General features: G+C 39.8%; 18 protein-coding genes and 1 pseudogene. 14 read left to right on the top strand and 5 right to left on the bottom strand.

Translation table 11 applies throughout. The annotated features are described in order from the left end of the window. Positions 1–184: 184 nt before the first annotated feature. Positions 185–1,039: a crotonase/enoyl-CoA hydratase family protein gene (locus ACIQYG_RS09495; protein WP_402837399.1), complete on the top strand. Its 855-nt coding sequence runs from the start codon at positions 185–187 to the stop codon at positions 1,037–1,039. Between the two features lie 221 nt (positions 1,040–1,260). Here ACIQYG_RS09495 and ACIQYG_RS09490 read toward each other — a convergent pair whose 3' ends face one another. Beyond that, positions 1,261–1,461 carry a cold-shock protein gene (locus ACIQYG_RS09490; protein WP_029714163.1) on the bottom strand — a complete coding sequence of 67 codons (201 nt, stop codon included), beginning with the start codon at positions 1,459–1,461 and terminating at the stop codon, positions 1,261–1,263. A 184-nt stretch (positions 1,462–1,645) separates the two neighbouring features. After that, positions 1,646–2,601, bottom strand: a pseudogene (locus ACIQYG_RS09485) (D-2-hydroxyacid dehydrogenase). Positions 2,602–2,720: 119 nt separating this feature from the next. On the opposite strand from ACIQYG_RS09485, the gene ACIQYG_RS09480 reads away from it, so the two are divergent. From ACIQYG_RS09480 to ACIQYG_RS09460, 5 genes are all read left to right on the top strand, one after another. Beyond that, positions 2,721–3,269 (top strand): GNAT family N-acetyltransferase, encoded by a 549-nt coding sequence (locus ACIQYG_RS09480; RefSeq protein WP_402837397.1) that lies wholly within the window; start codon positions 2,721–2,723, stop codon positions 3,267–3,269. A 219-nt stretch (positions 3,270–3,488) separates the two neighbouring features. Next, the gene (locus ACIQYG_RS09475) at positions 3,489–4,946 is read left to right on the top strand and encodes a CoA-acylating methylmalonate-semialdehyde dehydrogenase (protein ID WP_402837395.1); all 1,458 of its coding nucleotides are present in this window, start codon (positions 3,489–3,491) and stop codon (positions 4,944–4,946) included. 71 nt (positions 4,947–5,017) lie between these two features. After that, positions 5,018–6,358: an aspartate aminotransferase family protein gene (locus tag ACIQYG_RS09470; protein ID WP_402837393.1), complete on the top strand. Its 1,341-nt coding sequence runs from the start codon at positions 5,018–5,020 to the stop codon at positions 6,356–6,358. A 287-nt stretch (positions 6,359–6,645) separates the two neighbouring features. Next, the gene (locus tag ACIQYG_RS09465; protein WP_402837391.1) at positions 6,646–7,260 is read left to right on the top strand and encodes an NUDIX hydrolase; all 615 of its coding nucleotides are present in this window, start codon (positions 6,646–6,648) and stop codon (positions 7,258–7,260) included. A 94-nt stretch (positions 7,261–7,354) separates the two neighbouring features. Next, a complete protein-coding gene (locus ACIQYG_RS09460) occupies positions 7,355–8,152 on the top strand; it encodes an endonuclease I family protein (protein WP_402837389.1) in 798 nt (265 codons plus the stop codon). Between the two features lie 62 nt (positions 8,153–8,214). On the opposite strand, the gene ACIQYG_RS09455 is transcribed toward ACIQYG_RS09460, so the two are convergent. The 3 genes from ACIQYG_RS09455 to ACIQYG_RS09445 all read right to left on the bottom strand — a co-directional run bounded on the left by ACIQYG_RS09455 (position 8,215) and on the right by ACIQYG_RS09445 (position 11,691). Beyond that, entirely contained in the window at positions 8,215–9,273 is a 1,059-nt protein-coding gene (locus ACIQYG_RS09455; RefSeq protein ID WP_402837387.1) for a lactonase family protein, read from the bottom strand. 143 nt (positions 9,274–9,416) lie between these two features. Further along, on the bottom strand, positions 9,417–11,174 hold the full coding sequence (gene ade / locus ACIQYG_RS09450; protein WP_402837385.1) for an adenine deaminase: 1,758 nt from the start codon (positions 11,172–11,174) through the stop codon (positions 9,417–9,419). Between the two features lie 31 nt (positions 11,175–11,205). Continuing rightward, positions 11,206–11,691 (bottom strand): nucleoside deaminase, encoded by a 486-nt coding sequence (locus tag ACIQYG_RS09445; protein ID WP_402837383.1) that lies wholly within the window; start codon positions 11,689–11,691, stop codon positions 11,206–11,208. 227 nt (positions 11,692–11,918) lie between these two features. Between ACIQYG_RS09445 and ACIQYG_RS09440 the strand changes: the two genes are divergently transcribed. The 8 genes from ACIQYG_RS09440 to ACIQYG_RS09405 all read left to right on the top strand — a co-directional run bounded on the left by ACIQYG_RS09440 (position 11,919) and on the right by ACIQYG_RS09405 (position 18,125). Further along, positions 11,919–12,821 (top strand): AEC family transporter, encoded by a 903-nt coding sequence (locus ACIQYG_RS09440; RefSeq protein WP_402837381.1) that lies wholly within the window; start codon positions 11,919–11,921, stop codon positions 12,819–12,821. Between the two features lie 263 nt (positions 12,822–13,084). Further along, positions 13,085–13,495 carry a hypothetical protein gene (locus tag ACIQYG_RS09435; RefSeq protein ID WP_402837379.1) on the top strand — a complete coding sequence of 137 codons (411 nt, stop codon included), beginning with the start codon at positions 13,085–13,087 and terminating at the stop codon, positions 13,493–13,495. A gap of 437 nt (positions 13,496–13,932) precedes the next feature. Continuing rightward, positions 13,933–14,661 carry an amino acid ABC transporter ATP-binding protein gene (locus ACIQYG_RS09430; RefSeq protein ID WP_214750059.1) on the top strand — a complete coding sequence of 243 codons (729 nt, stop codon included), beginning with the start codon at positions 13,933–13,935 and terminating at the stop codon, positions 14,659–14,661. A 22-nt stretch (positions 14,662–14,683) separates the two neighbouring features. Further along, complete coding sequence (locus ACIQYG_RS09425; RefSeq protein ID WP_402837376.1) at positions 14,684–15,511, top strand: transporter substrate-binding domain-containing protein; 828 nt, start codon at positions 14,684–14,686, stop codon at positions 15,509–15,511. A 107-nt stretch (positions 15,512–15,618) separates the two neighbouring features. Next, the gene (locus ACIQYG_RS09420) at positions 15,619–16,257 is read left to right on the top strand and encodes an amino acid ABC transporter permease (RefSeq protein WP_402837374.1); all 639 of its coding nucleotides are present in this window, start codon (positions 15,619–15,621) and stop codon (positions 16,255–16,257) included. Positions 16,258–16,271: 14 nt separating this feature from the next. Beyond that, entirely contained in the window at positions 16,272–16,922 is a 651-nt protein-coding gene (locus tag ACIQYG_RS09415; RefSeq protein ID WP_034307000.1) for an amino acid ABC transporter permease, read from the top strand. A gap of 490 nt (positions 16,923–17,412) precedes the next feature. Next, a complete protein-coding gene (locus tag ACIQYG_RS09410; RefSeq protein WP_402837371.1) occupies positions 17,413–17,694 on the top strand; it encodes a DUF4190 domain-containing protein in 282 nt (93 codons plus the stop codon). A 110-nt stretch (positions 17,695–17,804) separates the two neighbouring features. After that, positions 17,805–18,125, top strand: a complete 321-nt coding sequence (locus ACIQYG_RS09405) for a type II toxin-antitoxin system HicB family antitoxin (RefSeq protein ID WP_402837369.1) — start codon at positions 17,805–17,807, stop codon at positions 18,123–18,125. Positions 18,126–18,402 lie beyond the last annotated feature (277 nt).

Here is an 18,402-nt window from a genome sequence, read left to right as displayed (position 1 = left end):
CTTTTTTTACACATTTAAGTAAAATATTTTTAGAAAAGAGTGATTATCCTTCAGATTTAAATTAATAATCAGCATGTCAAAATAAATAACTAGGAATCTGAAAATAAAACATATAATATGTAATTATATGTAAAAATTAAATTCCGTTGAATGTTTCAATTTGTGAGAGAAGGAGGGAATGTTATTGTATTCCACGATAACTAGTGAAATCGTCGATCGTATCATGATTGTTACCCTTAATCGTCCTGAGAGAATGAATGCTTTCAATGAAAAGATGTGTGAGGAGATGATTCGCGCTTTTAATGAAGCGGATGAAAATGATGACGTACGAGCCGTCATATTAACTGGTGCTGGGGATGCTTTTTGTGCCGGAATGGATTTGGAAAAAGGTGCAGAAACGTTTATGGATCACACTCCTTTGGTTGAATATCGCGATGCAGGGGGAATGTTGTCATTACGGATTTTTGAGATGAAGAAACCTATGATAGCGGCCATTAATGGAGCGGCAGTCGGGATCGGGATAACTATGACTTTACCCATGGACATCAGAATTGCTTCAACAGATGCAAAAATGGGTTTTGTATTTGCAAGGCGGGGGATAACGATGGAGGCATGCAGCGGCTGGTTCCTACCTAGGCTTGTCGGAATGGGAAAAGCTTCCGAATGGATTTTTACCGGCAGGATGATTACGGCCAGTGAAGCATATGAGGGAAGGTTGGTAAACAAGATCGTCGAGCCAGACGAATTGATGTCTGCTGCAATGGAAATTGCGACAGACATTGCGGAAAATACATCTTCCGTCTCTGTGACGTTATCCAGGCAGTTAATGTGGTCAATGCTCGGTGCAAACCATCCTGTTGAATCCCACAAAATAGAATCGAAAATGATTCATTGGACCGGAAAACAAGCTGATGCATTAGAAGGGATCAAAGCTTTTCTCGAAAAAAGGAAAGCTGATTTCAAAATGAAAAGCAGCACTGATATGCCTCCGTTTTATCCATGGGGAACGGATCGAACATATGAAGCGGATAAGAAATGAATGAATGGTGAGGTCGAAATCCAGGGCTTCGGAAGTGCGCGATAATTTTTACTTTTCGGATAAATTAGGGTTTCTTTTCTTAGTGTGTTATACTAGGTTTACCATTTACTAAACTTGTTTCATGTTCCCTATTCCCTGTGAATAGGGTTTTTTTATGATTGCTTTTTCAATCAAAAAAAACAGACCCTACAAGTAGGGTCCGTTATATATTGTATTTAAAATTACGCTTTTTGAACGTTAGTAGCTTGGGGTCCACGTTGACCTTGCTCAACTTCAAAAGTAACTTCTTGACCTTCGTCTAATGATTTGAATCCTTCGCTTTGGATAGCTGAGAAATGTACGAATACATCGTCTCCGTTTTCGCGTTCGATGAAGCCAAATCCTTTTTCTGCGTTAAACCATTTTACTTTACCTTGTTCCATTGTTGTTGCCTCCTAGTGTGAATCCACACATTGTGTTACTACCCTTGCTCAATCATTAGACGAAAAGTTTTTCACTTATCAATCTTCCCGAACAAAAATAATTCTTTTTAAATATAACAGATAATGTCGGAATCTGCAAGCTTACAAGGGAAGATTATTTATGTACACAGACCATGAACATTTCTTAATACCCTTTTTTGTAATCAAGTAAATTTGTTGAAGGTGTTTTACCTTTTAAATAGTTCTTTAAATTCGGGATGAAAATATCCTGAATTAGCCTTTGGTCGTAAAATTCCGTATTTCCGGATGTGTGCGGCGTGATGATTACATTGCTCAACTCCCATAATGGGCTATTCTCAGGAAGGGGCTCCGTTTCAAACACATCAAGACCAGCACCTGCAATATCTTTGTCCTTAAGCGCTTGAATCAATTCGTTTTGAATGACGAGGTTTCCCCTTCCTATATTAATGAAAAAAGCGGAGTGCTTCATTAACTTGAATTCCTTTTTGCCAAACATATTCCTTGTTTCTGGGGTCAAAGGTAATGTCACGACAATATAATCACACCTAGGAAGAAGGTCATTCAATTGTTTTTGTGTGAACATCTCATCGACAAATTCTTCTGATTTACCGGAATGGCGCATTCCCAATACGGTCATGCCAAAAGCCTTGGAAATTTTTGCGGTTTCCTTTCCGATTTTTCCGACACCGATGATTCCGATGGTCTTTTCATGAATTTCTTGCTTCATATGTGCGTGATGCCAGGTCTTTGTCTGTTGTTGCTTAATATATGTATCTACTTTTCTTGTTAAGGCAAGCATTAACGCAAAAATAGTTTCTGAAATGGGATACGTATGAACGCCGTTTGCAGTTGTAATCTGAACATTCTTTTGTTCTAAATTTGCAAGGGGTAAGGCATTCACTCCGGCGCTCCATGTCTGGATCCATTTAACATCGCTTGCATCAATCGATACAGACATTTCCGCTTTCCAGCCTGCGATCACTTCTGCATCGGCAATATGATCTCTCCATTTTCCGGAGATCTTCCAGTGATAACAGTCCACTCGGGGATCAATTCTTGGATCTTCTGTAATAAGAGCTCATTCAAATTTTGGCTAATTACGAGTTTTCTTTTTGACATAATTATCCTCCTGTGCATTTTTCTGAATTATACGTAAGTTTCGATAATATTTCAATTGGGAAAGCGATTGCTTAACAACCTTGCTATAATACTAATAATCAATGGAATGGGGTGTAATCATGAAAGTGAAAGAAATATATGGACAGCTGCCTACTATAGAATCAAAACGTTTGGTCATGAGGAAAGTCACCATGAATGATGCCGAAGACATGTTCGCTTATGCATCCAACAGTGAAGTTTCCCGTTACGTCACATGGGAAGCCCATCGTTCCCTATGTGATACTAAAGATTTTATCCGATTTATCCTACAAAATTATGAGGATAAGAAAATCGCTCCATGGGGCATAGAACACAAGGAAAGCGGTAAGTTGATTGGTACTATTGATTTTGTTTCATGGCAGGTTGATCATCATAGTGCAGAAATTGGGTATGTGCTTGCACCCGAATATTGGGGGAGTGGATATATGACGGAGGCAGCTCAAAAGATAATCGCCTTTGGCTTCGAAAATATGAACCTAGTTCGAATACAAGCACGGTGCTTTGTTGAAAATTCAGGTTCAGAGCGAGTCATGCAAAAGGCTGGTATGTCTTTTGAGGGAATCATAAGAAAAGGAATGTTTGTTAAGGGAAAGCATCAAGACCTAAAGCTATATTCCATTATAAAGTGATGGCTGAAGTCAGCTGTTTAAAGGGAAAGTAATAAGGAAGTATACATCGGTTGTGAAAGCCTGAATTGCTGATCAAGATTATTATGAATATGGGAAAATCAAAAACAAACAATATGTGCAAATATTGAATCAAAAACTATACAAAACGTCTAATGTAAAAAGTCGATTTGAAAAATATAATGAAACTATGAAATCGTGTTGAAATGGAGGGTTTATTAAATGACAGTTATCAATGATGTAGAAACGTTGAAAAATTATATCGGTGGCAAATGGGTGGATTCCACAACTTCGAAACATGAACAAGTGCCTAATCCGGCAACAGGAGAAGCGTTGGCAATCGTACCCCTTTCAACAAAGGAAGATGTAAACCAAGCGGTGCAGGTTGCTAAAAAGGCGTATAAAGAATGGAAAAAGGTCGCCGTTCCAAAAAGAGCTCGCTTCTTATTCCGTTACCAGCAATTATTGATAGAACACTGGGATGAGCTTGCAAAGCTGGTCACTATCGAAAACGGAAAAAGCTATACAGAAGCATACGGTGAGGTTCAGCGAGGGATTGAATGCGTGGAGTTCGCAGCAGGTGCGCCTACCTTGATGATGGGCAGCCAGCTTCCTGATATTTCCCCAGGCATTGAATCTGGCATGTATCGTTATCCAATGGGTGTCGTTGCCGGGATTACGCCGTTCAATTTCCCGATGATGGTGCCATGTTGGATGTTCCCGCTGGCAATAGCTTGTGGAAATACGTTTATATTAAAACCTTCAGAACGGACACCGCTGTTAGCCAACCGTCTTGTGGAACTATTGACACAAGCTGGTGTTCCGGATGGTGTTGTCAATATTGTCCATGGTGCCCACGATGTCGTGAATGGGATTATGGAACATGAAGACATTAAAGCGGTATCATTTGTGGGATCCCAGCCTGTCGCAGAGTATGTATACAAAACGGCAGCTGCCAATAAAAAACGTGTCCAGGCTTTATCGGGAGCGAAAAATCATTCGATCGTCATGCCTGATGCAGATTTGGATAATGCGGTAACGAACATAACGAATGCAGCTTTCGGATCTGCAGGCGAGCGCTGCATGGCTGCGTCAGTGGTTGTTGCTGTAGGTGAAGTGGGAGATACGCTCGTTGAGAAATTAAAGGCTGCAGCGGATAACATCAAGATTGGAAATGGAATGGATAAGGACGTTTTCCTGGGACCAGTAATCCGTGATACTCATAAAAAGAGAACAGAACAATATATTGAAATCGGGGAAAAAGAAGGAGCTGTCCTCATTCGTGACGGCAGGAATGAAGGCGATCAGGAAAAAGGCTATTACGTTGGACCGACATTATTTGATCATGTTAAAACAAACATGAAAATATGGAGTGATGAAATTTTTGCTCCTGTCTTATCCATAGTACGAGTTAATACCCTTGAAGAAGCAATTGAATTGACCAATCAATCCGAATTTGCCAATGGTGCCTGCCTCTATACGGATAGTGCAAAAGCCATTCGGGAATTTCGCGAAGAAATTGATGCAGGGATGCTTGGTATTAACCTTGGGGTACCTGCGCCAATGGCATTCTTTCCATTTTCCGGATATAAGAGTTCGTTTTATGGAGACCTTCATGCCAATGGGAAAGACGGCGTGGAATTTTACACTAGAAAGAAAATGTTAACGGCAAGATACTGATAGGAAAAAGGGGGTCGGCGCAAATTGTGGTCGGCCTTCCTTTATACATCAATTTAGGAGGAGTGTAGCTTATGCAGGTTGAAAAACAGGGTCAGGATCTTAAAGCGATGGATGGTAAATATGTGTGGCATCATATGAAAGGGGCTGAACCCACCCCTGGGGCAATGGTGATTAAAAACGGGCAAGGAGCATGGATTACGGATGTTGATGGGAATCGTTTCCTTGATGGGATGTCAGGTTTATGGTGTGTCAACGTTGGTTATGGCCGCACGGAACTGGCTGAAGCAGCTTACGAGCAGTTGAAGGAACTTCCTTATGCCCCATTAACGAATAGCCACATCCCGGCTATTAAGCTAGCAGAGAAATTAAATGAGTGGCTTGGTGGGGATTATGTGATTTTCTTCTCGAACAGCGGTTCAGAAGCGAATGAGACGGCATTTAAAATTGCACGGCAGTATCATCAGCAAAAAGGTGAACATGGACGTTATAAATTCATTTCCCGTTATCGCGGCTATCATGGAAATTCAATGGGAGCCCTATCGGCAACCGGGCAGGCGCAGCGAAAGTATAAATATGAACCTCTCGCCCCAGGATTTCTTCATGTATCACCGCCAGATTCTTACCGAAATCCAGAGGATGAAAGCGGTGAAAAAAGTGCGGCGGAAATTGAACGTACCATTACTTGGGAGCTGAGCGAAACGGTGGCTGCGGTCATCATGGAACCAATCATCACTGGGGGCGGAATTTTGATGCCGCCCGATGGATATATGAAACGTGTCAAAGAAATTTGTGAGAAAAATGGTGTCCTTCTCATTTCGGATGAGGTCATTTGCGGGTTTGGCCGTACTGGTAAGAAATTCGGATTTATGAACTATGATGTAAAACCAGACATCGTAACAATGGCTAAAGGAATCACGAGCGCTTATTTGCCATTATCCGCTACAGCTGTCAAACGTGAAATTTATGAAGCGTATATTGGCTCAGACGTTTATGACCGCTTTCGGCATGTAAATACATTTGGCGGCAATCCGGCTGCCTGTGCCGTCGCTTTGAAGAATATTGAAATATATGAAAATGAAAAACTAATAGAACGGTCCAAGGAGTTAGGGCTACGCTTTCTGCAAGAGTTTGAAGAAATCAAATCTCATCCCAATGTTGGGGATATACGTGGGAAAGGTTTGTTGGTAGGCATTGAACTAGTGGAAGATAAACTGACAAAACAACCGATCGAAATTTCTAAAATCAATAAAGTGATTGCATCATGCAAAGAAAAGGGGCTGATCATAGGTAAAAATGGCGATACAGTAGCTGGTTTCAATAATGTCCTGACTCTTGCTCCACCACTTAGTATAACGGAAGAGGATTTTTCATTCATCATAACGACGGTAAAGCGAACGCTAGCAGAACTATGAAAATAAGGATGAAAACCTGAATATTCAATCAAATTCATTATGTACCAGTTGATACACATAATATGCTTTTTAAATGAGACAGCTGCGTTCAGTTTTAGCACCGTTCAGAACTTTGAACGGTGCTTTTTCTATGATCAAGGAAGAATAAGCGGTAAAGGAATCTAGTATGAATTAAAGGCAAGGTTTTGGAATCGTTTTCCTTGCTTAGTTATAGCAGATGTTCGAAAATGGAATGATAAGGAGGAGTGGTAGAAAATCATTATTAACCGGCAGAAGAGGTGAGGGACATGAATAATGAAGATATAACAAAAAAACTAACATTACATATCCCTGAAATTTTAGGGAGTGGGAATTTTTCAAAGTATGCTGTATTGGTACCGCTTATAGAGAAAGAAGATGGAATACATGTTCTTTTCGAAGAGCGTTCACACAAACTGAGGAGGCAGCCGGGGGATATATGTTTTCCGGGCGGGAAAGTAGACAAGCTGGATCATGATGAACAGGCGGCTGCCCTAAGGGAAACATATGAGGAACTTAATTTGCGGAAAGAAGATATCGATAATGTCTTTCCAATCGATTATTTGGTATCTCCATTTGGGATGATCGTCTATCCTTATGCAGGATTTGTTCGTAACCATCAACGGATAGTACCTAATCCAGCTGAGGTAGAAACCATTTTTACGGTCCCGCTATCCTTTTTCATGGAAAAACCGCCAGAAATTTACCATGTCGAATATAAAGTGGAACCGCATGAAAACTTCCCCCATGATTTAGTCGTTGGCGGGGAGAACTATAAATGGCAGCCGAAACAGATGGAAGAATATTTTTACTTATATAATGGCAGGGTAATCTGGGGAATGACGGCAAAAATCCTTACCCATTTTATTGAAATTCTTCGTTAGACCCTTCTAAAGCACCTTTTTTTTTCGGTCTATTTCTATTAAGCTTTTATTATGGTAAAAGTTAGGTTTTTAATAGAAACGGGGGGATGAGTGGATGAAGTATAGTTTTGAAGTACTTGAAAAAGAACGGGAAATGGCAATGGCTGCACTGGTCAACTTCAATGAAAACCGCGAATACTATGATGAAACCAAAGATCAGGAACTTAAGCTAGCATACTACAAAGATGGTTCCTTGGACCGGGAAGGAATGAAGGACCTACTTGTGGCAACCCATAAAAACCAGCTGAACTACTCACCGCATCGTCATGTTTACCCATGGGTGGACTTACAGGAAAATGGCCAGCTGAAAAGTCTGTATTCCGGTAAAGGGATGGATCCAGTACAAGTGATTGAGGATGATATCCGTATACTGGATGTATTGTCAAGAGATATTGAATCAACAAATTCGGAAAACATTCTCCTTAATTGTGAACATGTAGTGCCTCAATCATGGTTCGATAAAAAAGAACCTATGAGGGGGGATTTGCATCATTTGTTCGCCTGTGAACCAACGTGTAATAGCAGCCGGAGTAACTATCCATACCATGATTTTGAGGAGTATACCCCTGAAAGATCGGCTGCCGATATAAAAGTGGGTTGCGGGAAATCAGACGATGGTAAATTCGAGCCTGAATACGGAAAAGGAATCGTGGCGAGGGCAACTTTGTATTTTTTACTCAGATATGAGGGAATCATCGATAGCGGCAAAATCGACCTGGCACTCCTTTTGGAATGGCATAGGCTTTTTCCCGTCAGCACATATGAAAAACATAGAAACCTCGCTATACATGAAATGCAGGGTAATCGTAACCCATATATAGATTTTCCCGAAATGGCGGAGAAATGGAATTAAAGAAGGATATAAAAAAGAGGATTGAAGCTGTAGTACAAGCTTCAATCCTTTTTTATTATGGATTATAAGAATTTTACGCAAACAGGGAAGGGAACTTGAACATCTTTTTGCAATAATGTTAATTTTCCGTCATGTTCATTCCGGGCATATAGTGTCAAGTTTCCTGATTGTTCATTAGAAGCGATCAGGAATTTTCCGCTAGGGTCCAATGAAAAATCACGTGGCCAATGTCCTTCGGTTGAAACCAGTTCCACGAATGCCAGTTTGCCTGTTTCTTGATTGATTTGGTAAACGGCAATGCTATCATGTCCTCGGTTTGCGGCATATATGAATTGCCCGTCATCAGAAATATGAATGGCGCTTCCTTGGTTATTTTCCTTGAAATCTTCCGGGACGGTCCGTACCGTTTGTAATTCAGAAAAACTTCCGGTTTGACTATCGAAGCTCAAAACAATGACTTCTGGTACAAGTTCTGCCATGACATACGCATATTTTCCGTTTGGGTGGAAGGTCAAATGCCGTGGTCCGCTGCCGGGAGCAACAGATAAGCTGTTTACTTCTTTCAAAACCCCATTATGTATTTTATATGTTATTACTTTATCTATTCCCAGGTCGACTACAGCAATGAACCTTTCATCCGGCGTGAAACCAGCGAAGTGAGTGTGTGCTTTTTCCTGACGTTCAACATTCGGTCCTTGACCTTCATGTTGAACAGTGGATGATACAGGCAAAGGGGTCGCATCGCCATGAAGCGGGTATGATTCAATCACGCCTTCTCCATAGCTGGAAGTGATCAAGACCTGCTTCTTGCTGTCGACACTTATATGGCAGGAAGAGCCATTTGGTGTCAGTTGTTTGCCCAAGAAGGTAAGCTCACCTGTATCTTCATTAATTGAATAGGCTGAAACTCCGCCGCTGCCCGCTTCTTTTAAAATGGCGTAAAGATTCTTTTTGTCCTGGCTGATGGCGACATAAGTCGGATCGGTCAATTCTGCTGCAAGAACCGGTGTGCTGAGTTTTCCTTCTGCTGTATCTAAAGTAAATCGGTAAATACCTTCGCTGTTTCCTTTTGTGTAAGTGCCTATGTATCCAATAATGTTCTGTTGATCATGTTTTGCCATATTTATCTCCTCCAAGAAAGGTTTGTGTTTATTTTTATTTTAACATAGATGAAATCCATATATCCTTTTCCCGGTTTATGTTGAGTTGGAACCTTTTTCTTTTAGAAATTTTTGGGGTGATAAGAAAAAAACCCGACTAGGGGTCAAATTAAATCGACTGGCTTTGAGGCTTCGATGGAAATATGCCTAAACTCAGAAACGGAAAATAAACCCTGATCCGTCAGTTTGATTTCAGGGATGACAGGTAACGCCAAGAATGCAAGTGTAAGAAAAGGGTTGAAATGACTGTTAGCACCGAGTTTCAATAGGGCTTCATCGATTTTTTTCAATGAATGAACCACATCCATATAATTACGCTCACTCATCAATCCAGCTATTGGAAGCGGAAGGGAAGCGAGTATTTCCCCATTTTGGATTACAGTCAATCCACCCTGCATTTTTTTGATTTCCTTAGCTGCCAGCAGCATATCCTGATCATTCGTACCGGCAATGATCAAATTATGTGAATCATGGGCTACTGTCGTGGCAATTGCACCTGATTTCAAACCGAGCCCTTTGACGATTCCCAGACCCATTCGTTTGGTCATATGATGCCGTTCAATAACAGCAAGTTTTAGATGATCAACATGTTCGGAAAACTGAAATAGACCATTATGATTAAGTGTGACCGATTCAATCGAATGCTTTGTAATCAAGCTGTTTGGAGTTATCTCAATAATATTAGCGAACTCAGTTTTTAAAGGTATCGCGAAATCTTCCCCGGTTATTTCATGAAAATGAACAGAGCGCTTCAACCCGTCATCAATAACCTGTTTCTCATCAGCTGGAAAGTTAAGCAAACGATTATTTTGAACCATAAGGTTTCCATCTTTAAAGACCGAGTGGATGATGACTGAATCAAGATCATCCAATAGAAGGAAGTCTGCCTTGTATCCAGGTGCAATTGCACCTTGTTCCTTTAAACCAAAGCATTCTGCTGCATTAATGGTCGCCATTTGAATGGCGGTAATAGGCGGGACACCTGTCTTTATGGAAAGTCTAACGTTGTGATCGATACTCCCCTCAGATACAATATCGTCAAGGTGCCGGTCATCGGTGACGAATAAACAACGGCGGAAATTCTGCTCATTAATAACTGGAATCAGGTTAATTAAGTCTTTAGCGACGGTGCCTTCCCTGATCATAAGATACATTCCTTTACGCAGTCTTACTTTTGCCTCTTCCGCTGTAGTGCATTCATGATCCGTTTTAATGCCTGCACTCAGATAAACATCGAGCTGTTGTTCGGATAATCCAGCTGCATGGCCATCGATGCTTTTGCCAAGTCTGTTTGCATCGTATATTTTTTGCAGCATATCCTCATCTGTATGTGAAACGGCTGGGAAATTCATTACTTCGGCTAAACCAAGCACTCTCGGGTTTTGATAAAAGGAAATTAAATCTTCACTTCTTAAGACCGCACCAGAATGTTCAAACTCCGTAGCAGGCACACAAGAGGGCATCATGAAGTAAAAGTCAAAAGGAAGTTGATCGGATTGTTCGATCATATATTCCATGCCCTTTTTACCAGAAACATTGGCAATTTCATGAGGATCTGCAACGATGCAGGTCACACCATGTAAAAGTAGGATTTTTGCGAGTTCATAAGGCCTGACCATCGATGATTCTATATGAACATGGCCATCAATGAAGGAAGGGGATATGAATCTTCCTGCAGCATCGATTTCCGAAATACCCTCATAACGGCCAATTCCAGCAAAGTAACCATCGGCAATCGCAATGTCGCCTGTATAGACATCACCATTGAAAACATCTATGATTTGCCCGTTCTTAATGACGCAATCCGCAGGTGTTCTTCCTGTTGCAACGTCAATTCTCCTTTTAAGCAAGTTTTTTTTCATCTTAATAACCCCTTTGGCAATATATAACCGGTTAATATTTCACTTTTTCAGTATTGGTTTCCCATGTTCGGAAGGGTAAATCGTGGTCATTAAAAGACAATTGTTTCATTTTAATTGTGCGATTTTCCATTGGCAGGGCAAGTTCTTGGTATATAAAGTGATCATCAAAGCCAATAAGTGCAGCGTCTTCTTTAGTGCATGCGTAATAAATGGCTTTTGGACGTGCCCAATAAATAGCACCAATGCACATGGGGCATGGTTCGCAGCTAGTGTATATTTCACAATCTGTAAGCTGGAAGCTGTCGAGATTCCTGCATGCATCACGAATCGCCTGTACTTCGGCGTGCGCTGTAGGATCGTTGGCCGTTGTCACATTATTACATCCTCTGCCTACGACTTTGCCATCTTTTACGATTATAGCACCAAAAGGTCCTCCGTTCTTCGCCAGTACATTTTCATATGCAAGCCGAACAGCCATCTCCATGAATTTTACATCCACTAAAAAACACCCCTTCATATAGTAATAACCCCAAAAGTGTTAATGTTACGTTTTTTAACGTAAATATAATAAACAATATACCATATGCAATCAGAAATGGAATATTGTTTTCAGAAAATAAAGAAAAATCATTTTATGTTAGAATATATGACGTGCACTTTAAAGTGGTTTATAAGAATTTTTACAAATAATTATAAAACTGATATTGTTAGAAGAAAACCATTAAAATTATGAAGGTGATATGCATGGGTTTTTTGGGAGTTCTTTTACCGATATTCGGTATATTTGTTTTAGGGTTCATCGGTCAGAAAAAGTTTAAACTTGATACAAAATCGATTTCCACGATGGCATTATATTTAATGTCACCTTTTCTTGTATTCCGGACTTTTTATTCCGCAGAATTTACGATTAATTATTTTTACCTGTTCTTATTCACGATAGTACTTTGCCTATCTCTCATACTGGTAGTCTACATAATATCTTTTTTTCGCAATTATACAGTCACTGAAACAAGCGGCATGATATTGGCATCGGCCTTCATGAATAACGGGAATTACGGAACACCCGTCATTTTCCTGTTATTCGGAGCCGCAGGACTCGATTATGCAATCATCCTTATGGTGGGACAGCAGTTAGTGATGTGCACGATTGGCATATACTTCGCAGCAAAGGGCAGTCCGGAAGGTAACGGAGTTCAAACAGCAATTAAAGCGGTATGCCGGATGCCAATTGTTTATGGAGCTTTAGCAGGTACAGTATTTCAGTTCGTGAACATACCTTTAAGCAATTCGGTTATGGAAGCTATTAACCTTGTTGCAAACGCAGCAATCCCAACAATCATGATTACATTGGGAATGCAGCTGGCCAACATCTCCCTGAAAAAAATTGCCTATCGAAAGCTATCAGTTTCGCTTCTTCTTAAACTTGCCGTTTCACCAGCAATAGCCTTCCTGTTATCACTTGCCTTGCCAGTGGGTGAAATGGTCAGGCATATCATGATCATCGTAGCTGCCATGCCAACGGCGGCAAACACTACGATGTATGCGCTCCAATTCAATACGGAGCCTGAATTCGTTTCAAGTGCTACGTTCATTAGTACATCATTAAGCCTGGTTACGCTTCCAATCATCTTTTTCTTCGTATTATAGAAGATTATGATTCTAATTATGTGGGCAAACTTATTATAAATACGAATCGGAGGTTTTCTACCTAATAAACTCGATCCGGCCAAATTATAAGCATGGCCCTTGATGACCAAATCTTGGGCTAGGTTCCCATCGCGGTTAATGAACTTATGGTCTTGCATTTAGGTGTTATTAAAAATGATATTCAACAATTTCATTTAATATTAAAGAGTGAGCTTGTTAAACAGGCGTTTTTTTAAATGCCTATATTTGATTGGAGGGGTTTTGTGTTCCAGACTGAAATTAAACTGATTAATACTGGAAAGATTGATGCCATACTAAAGGAAATCGTGCTGAAAACCTATGAAGAAGCACTGGAAGAAAAACTCTTGCTTTGCATGGAGTGCGGAGATGTCGATTTTTATATCGTGTATTCAAATAATGAGGAGCTTCAAGATGCGATTAATGAAAACTTTGAAATTGATGAATATGGCGAAATCATGAAAATAGATGAACATCAGGAACTTATGGATGATTTATTCGATTATTTCTTAATCATACATAAGGAAAGTGATTTGTTTGATTTTTTTCCAGCAGGTCGATATACCCACAATGGGGAAATTCGTGAATCGGATACGGATATGCTGGCGCCAAAGGGTTTATATTCAGCTCCGTTTGAAGATGCGATAAAGGAATGATGAAAAAGACAGCAATTGCTGTCTTTTTGTATTCTTTAAACCTTATTCAGCTTTCGGGAAATAACTGACTTTTTACAAAAAGAGGGAATTTTTCCAAGGGAATATCAGTTTAAATTTATCATTTTTATGAAATATAGCAATAATATCATGAAATATGATATCGTTTGTAACAATTTAAAGTTTATATGGTAATTTTAAGAAATGTTATATATAATAAAAAATGTGAATATTGAATATATTATTTAAATTACTAGTTTAAAATAACGATTAAAATGGTCGCTTCACTATCAATATTGAAATATTGGGAAATAATATTGGAAGAAAGGATTATACATAAGATTTGATTCGTTAAGAGAATGCTATATTTACGCTTTTAGAATTCTGATAATTGTAAATTTTCAGTTTTACAAGAATGATTATGGGCGGGGTGCTAATTTATGATAGTTTTTGACCGAGTGAATAAGTATTATGGCGATTTCCATGTATTGAAAGAAATTAATCTTACAATCAAGAAAGGGGAAGTGGTAGTGGTCATCGGGCCGTCCGGATCAGGGAAAAGTACCCTGCTTCGATGCATTAATCGTCTAGAGACCATTTCGGAAGGATCCCTTTCAATAAATGGTTTAAATGTAGCGGATAAAAAAACGGACATAAACAAACTTCGTCGGAATATCGGCATGGTTTTCCAGCATTTTCACTTGTATCCCCATAAAACCGTGCTCGAGAATATCATGCTTGCTCCCAGGAAGGTTCTGGGGCAATCCGAAGAGGAAGCGAAAAAGATTGCACTGAAGTATCTGGACAAAGTGGGGATTGGAGATAAAGCAAATTCATTTCCTTCCCAGCTTTCAGGTGGACAGCAGCAACGGGTTGCGATTGCCAGAGGTTTGGCAATGGGACCCGAAATCATGCTTTTTGATGAACCTACCTCAGCCTTGGATCCGGAAATGATTGGCGAGGTACTGGATGTAATGAAAGCACTTGCCCATGAAGGGATGACGATGGTGGTGGTTACGCACGAAATGGGATTTGCCCGTGAAGTAGCGGATCGAATCGTATTCATGGACGAAGGCAGGGTTTTAGAAGAGGCATCACCGGCTGAGTTTTACGCCAATCCTCGTGAAGAGAGGGCTCGTTTATTCCTTAGCCGTATATTAAATCATTAAATAAAAAACAGGGGTGAATTTCATGTTGAAGAAAAAGAAATGGTTAAAATTATCTTTGCTATCATTACTGGCTGTCATTTTATTAGCTGGATGCGGCGGGGGGAATGATTCCGACAAAGCTGAAGAGGGTGGAGGTAAAGGTAAGGAAGAAGATGTTCTCGCACAAGTGAAGGAAAAGGATAAGATCGTTTTTGGGGTGAAAAATGATACAAGGCTATTCGGATTGAAGAATCCTAGTACTGGAGAGGTAGAAGGCTTTGATATTGATATTGCCAAAGCCCTTGCAGCAGAAATCCTTGGTGATGAGAATAAAGTTGAATTTAAAGAAGTGACTTCTAAAACTAGGATGGCCTTATTGAATAATGGTGATATCGACGCAATTGTAGCAACTATGACAATCACGGAAGATCGTAAAAAAGAAGTTGACTTCACTGATGTCTACTTCGACGCCGGACAATCTCTGTTAGTCAAAAAGGGCAGCGATATCAAGGGTATTGATAGTTTAAAAGGGAAAAAGGTATTGGCCGTCAAGGGCTCTACTTCTTCCATAAATATCCGTGAAAAAGCTCCTGAAGCACAAGTGCTGGAATTTGAAAACTATTCCGAAGCGTTCGCTGCACTTAAATCCGGACAAGGGGATGCACTGACTACGGATGATTCCATCCTTTATGGAATGGCAGATGAAGATCCAAGTTATGAGCTTGTTGGTGGTACATTTACGGAAGAGCCTTATGGAATTGCCGTGAAAAAAGGAAATGCTGAATTTGTTGAAGAGTTGAATAAAGCCCTTAAGTCACTTAAAGATTCAGGCAAGTACGACGAAATCCATGATAAATGGATTAAACATTAAACATTTTAGCAAATGTATATGGGCAGCTGGCCTTGAATGACATTTGAACATTTGTCTGTGAGGATGAGCGTTTTGCTCATCCTTACTAGTTAAAGGAGTTGTATGCCGTGCTTGATTTCTCCATTTTAACAGAGAATCTGGATATGTATTTATTAGGCTTTAAAAATACGATCATGTCGAGTTTGGTCGCGTTGGTAGCGAGTTTGATTCTTGGTGTGCTAATTGCCATCATGCGGATTGCGCCAATAAAGCCGTTAAACTGGCTGGGTACCGTCTATGTCGAGTTCATTCGGAACATACCGTTATTGATCATTACCTTTTTTTTCTTTCTCGGTCTTAAACTAAGCGGTCTATACGCAGGGACATTAGCATTGACCATTTACACTTCATCTTTCATTGCTGAGGCAATTCGGGCAGGCATACTTTCCGTGCCAAAGGGTCAAATGGAAGCTGCCCGTTCTTCAGGTCTGACATATGGGCAGGCCATGAGACTCGTCATACTGCCGCAGGCAGTTAAAATAGTCATTCCTCCTTTAGGGAACCAATTTATCAATCTAGTAAAGAATTCTTCCATTTTAGCCGTCGTTGCAGGACTCGACCTTATGTACCACGGGGATTTGATTTCTTCAAGGACATTTGTCGTGTTTGATGTGTACATTTTTGTTGCAGCGTTTTACTTAATACTTACCATTCCTTTAAGTTTTGGCGTTGGTTATTTGGAAAAACGTCTGGCTAAGAGTAATTGAGGGAGGTATAAGATATGGATTTTGCAGGTGCCTATACACCAGATAATCTTAAGTTTTTATTAGAAGGATTTTGGGTAACGCTCCAGGTAGCATTTATATCCATTATTCTAAGTTTCATTATTGGCGGGCTTGTAGGTATAATCAGATACGCAAAAGTGCCGGTGTTATCACAAATATTAGCTTTAATTGTAGAAACGGTACGTAATTTACCTCTGTTATTAATAATATTTTTTACGTATTTTGCTTTGCCTGAGATACGGATTAAACTGGAAATCATACCAGCAGCCATTGTTGCCTTGACAATTTTCGAATCAGCCATGCTTTCTGAAGTCATCCGAAGTGGGCTAAAATCCATTGATAAAGGCCAAATGGAAGCTGCCCGTTCATCAGGCTTGAGCTATACACAGGCATTGATACATATTATTCTGCCCCAAGCGCTGCGCCGCATGGTTCCTCCCATTGTCAGCCAATTCATTTCTTTATTAAAGGATACCTCTTTAGCTGTTGTCATCTCTTTACCGGAGCTGACTCATCATGGTCAAATCATATATGGACAAAGTCAAAAGTATTTAATACCGATTTTGATCCTGGTGGCGCTCATGTATTTCATAGTTAACTATAGCCTTTCTTTGGTAGCCCAGAGACTTGAATTGAAACGCACTTAAAAAACGACTCAGAAATGAGTCGTTTTCTACTTGTCTGGGAGGTTCGGAAGTGTCTCACACCAAATCATAAAACAAGACTTGGTTTACTCCATGATTTTTTTATATATTAAATGGACGGAACCGCTAGTAGATTAAAGAAATTTGCGACACTCCTGCCGAATTACTGGCTAGCCGAGACCCCGCAGACGCTTGCTTTGATGAGGCTTGGCAGACAGTCGGAAAGGGAGTGGATTTCTGAAATCACCTGGAATGTAATTTAAGAAAAAACCGTAGGCTGGAATCACCTCGAACCAAGCACAATTCCATGTTATCCTTTATGTTTTTTAACTGTTTTATGAAAGCCCTAATATATTGAAGAGCTTGGCAGACCGCTGGTTGAAAGGGAGGGGCTTCTGAAATCAACTGGAATATTAGTGATGAATGTGTAACAAAAAATGAATCTTTTGCTTTTAATAACCGTATATATAAGGGAAGAAAGAAGGTGGGATATATGTCGGAAGTTAAAAGAAACAATAGCAAAGCGATTGTATCATTGATCATGGGGGTATTATCCCTGTTTATTCCATTCATCGGCATCATATTAGGTATTCTAGGGTTAATATTTGCATCGAAGAGTAAACAAGAAATTAAGCTTACTGGTGAATCTGGAAATGGTTTAGTGACAGCTGGAAAAGTGTGCAGCATAATTGGAATAATCTTGAATGTTCTCATGATACTGATTTTCCTGGTGTTTTTTTATTTCGTAGTTAATACGGACATATCAACCTATTGAATGAATGTATTAACTTGACAAACAAAGAAAAGTAAATTAAACCTATATAAAATGGAAATTCATGTTATAATTATTATAAAAACCTAAATATTGTATGAAGGGATGATATTTTGACCATTCAAATCTTTGAGTACCCAGCCGTATTCTATTATGAGAAGCACCCGTTGATTATCGACTCTTTTTCCGTTCAAGTTTGTTTCCCGGATTTTAGGCGAGAAGGAATTATTTCTTCCGTTAGCGGCAAAAATCGGTTAGATGCCTTAGCTTGTGCTCAAGAACTGTTGGAATCCATGGTCGAACATTTTATTCACGATAAAAAAAAAATCCCGGATGCTAGCGAAATGGAAAAGGTGAATCTGGATCGGGGAATTAATATATGCGAGGCTGCACCCTTCAGGATTGAAATAGAAAATATCACATACGAAAAATAAAAAAACCTTGCCGGTTAAGGGACAAGGTTTTTATTTTGGATTTCCTGAAATTCCATGAACAATTTGTAACCCGGAATGTCAGACCAGTACATAGTAAGGTGAAGTCGACGGTGATAATGATACCACTGCATAAAATATAAAGAACCATCATTTCCTGTAAAAGGAATGATGGTTTTTTGTTTCGCTAAAATTTTTCCCTTTAATTATTTTTTATTTTTGGAGAAAGGATATTGCGTTCTTTATAACGAATAGGTATAGTATAGGTAACATAGGTAAA

It is taken from the genome of Peribacillus sp. NPDC096622, assembly GCF_044762665.1.
Classification (GTDB): Bacteria; Bacillota; Bacilli; order Bacillales; family DSM-1321; genus Peribacillus; species Peribacillus frigoritolerans_B.
Note: the sequence above shows the minus strand (reverse complement) of the source record. Positions and strands in the feature narration are given on the sequence as shown.

Excerpts from the sequence above, each read along its gene's own strand:
- ACIQYG_RS09490 (WP_029714163.1), bottom strand. The coding sequence starts at position 1,461 with ATGGAACAAGGTAAAGTAAAATGGTTTAACGCAGAAAAAGGATTTGGC.
- ACIQYG_RS09480 (WP_402837397.1), top strand. The coding sequence starts at position 2,721 with ATGAAAGTGAAAGAAATATATGGACAGCTGCCTACTATAGAATCAAAA.
- ACIQYG_RS09475 (WP_402837395.1), top strand. The coding sequence starts at position 3,489 with ATGACAGTTATCAATGATGTAGAAACGTTGAAAAATTATATCGGTGGC.
- ACIQYG_RS09470 (WP_402837393.1), top strand. The coding sequence starts at position 5,018 with ATGCAGGTTGAAAAACAGGGTCAGGATCTTAAAGCGATGGATGGTAAA.
- ACIQYG_RS09465 (WP_402837391.1), top strand. The coding sequence starts at position 6,646 with ATGAATAATGAAGATATAACAAAAAAACTAACATTACATATCCCTGAA.
- ACIQYG_RS09460 (WP_402837389.1), top strand. The coding sequence starts at position 7,355 with ATGAAGTATAGTTTTGAAGTACTTGAAAAAGAACGGGAAATGGCAATG.
- ACIQYG_RS09455 (WP_402837387.1), bottom strand. The coding sequence starts at position 9,273 with ATGGCAAAACATGATCAACAGAACATTATTGGATACATAGGCACTTAC.
- ade (WP_402837385.1), bottom strand. The coding sequence starts at position 11,174 with ATGAAAAAAAACTTGCTTAAAAGGAGAATTGACGTTGCAACAGGAAGA.
- ACIQYG_RS09445 (WP_402837383.1), bottom strand. The coding sequence starts at position 11,691 with ATGAAGGGGTGTTTTTTAGTGGATGTAAAATTCATGGAGATGGCTGTT.
- ACIQYG_RS09440 (WP_402837381.1), top strand. The coding sequence starts at position 11,919 with ATGGGTTTTTTGGGAGTTCTTTTACCGATATTCGGTATATTTGTTTTA.
- ACIQYG_RS09430 (WP_214750059.1), top strand. The coding sequence starts at position 13,933 with ATGATAGTTTTTGACCGAGTGAATAAGTATTATGGCGATTTCCATGTA.
- ACIQYG_RS09425 (WP_402837376.1), top strand. The coding sequence starts at position 14,684 with ATGTTGAAGAAAAAGAAATGGTTAAAATTATCTTTGCTATCATTACTG.
- ACIQYG_RS09415 (WP_034307000.1), top strand. The coding sequence starts at position 16,272 with ATGGATTTTGCAGGTGCCTATACACCAGATAATCTTAAGTTTTTATTA.
- ACIQYG_RS09410 (WP_402837371.1), top strand. The coding sequence starts at position 17,413 with ATGTCGGAAGTTAAAAGAAACAATAGCAAAGCGATTGTATCATTGATC.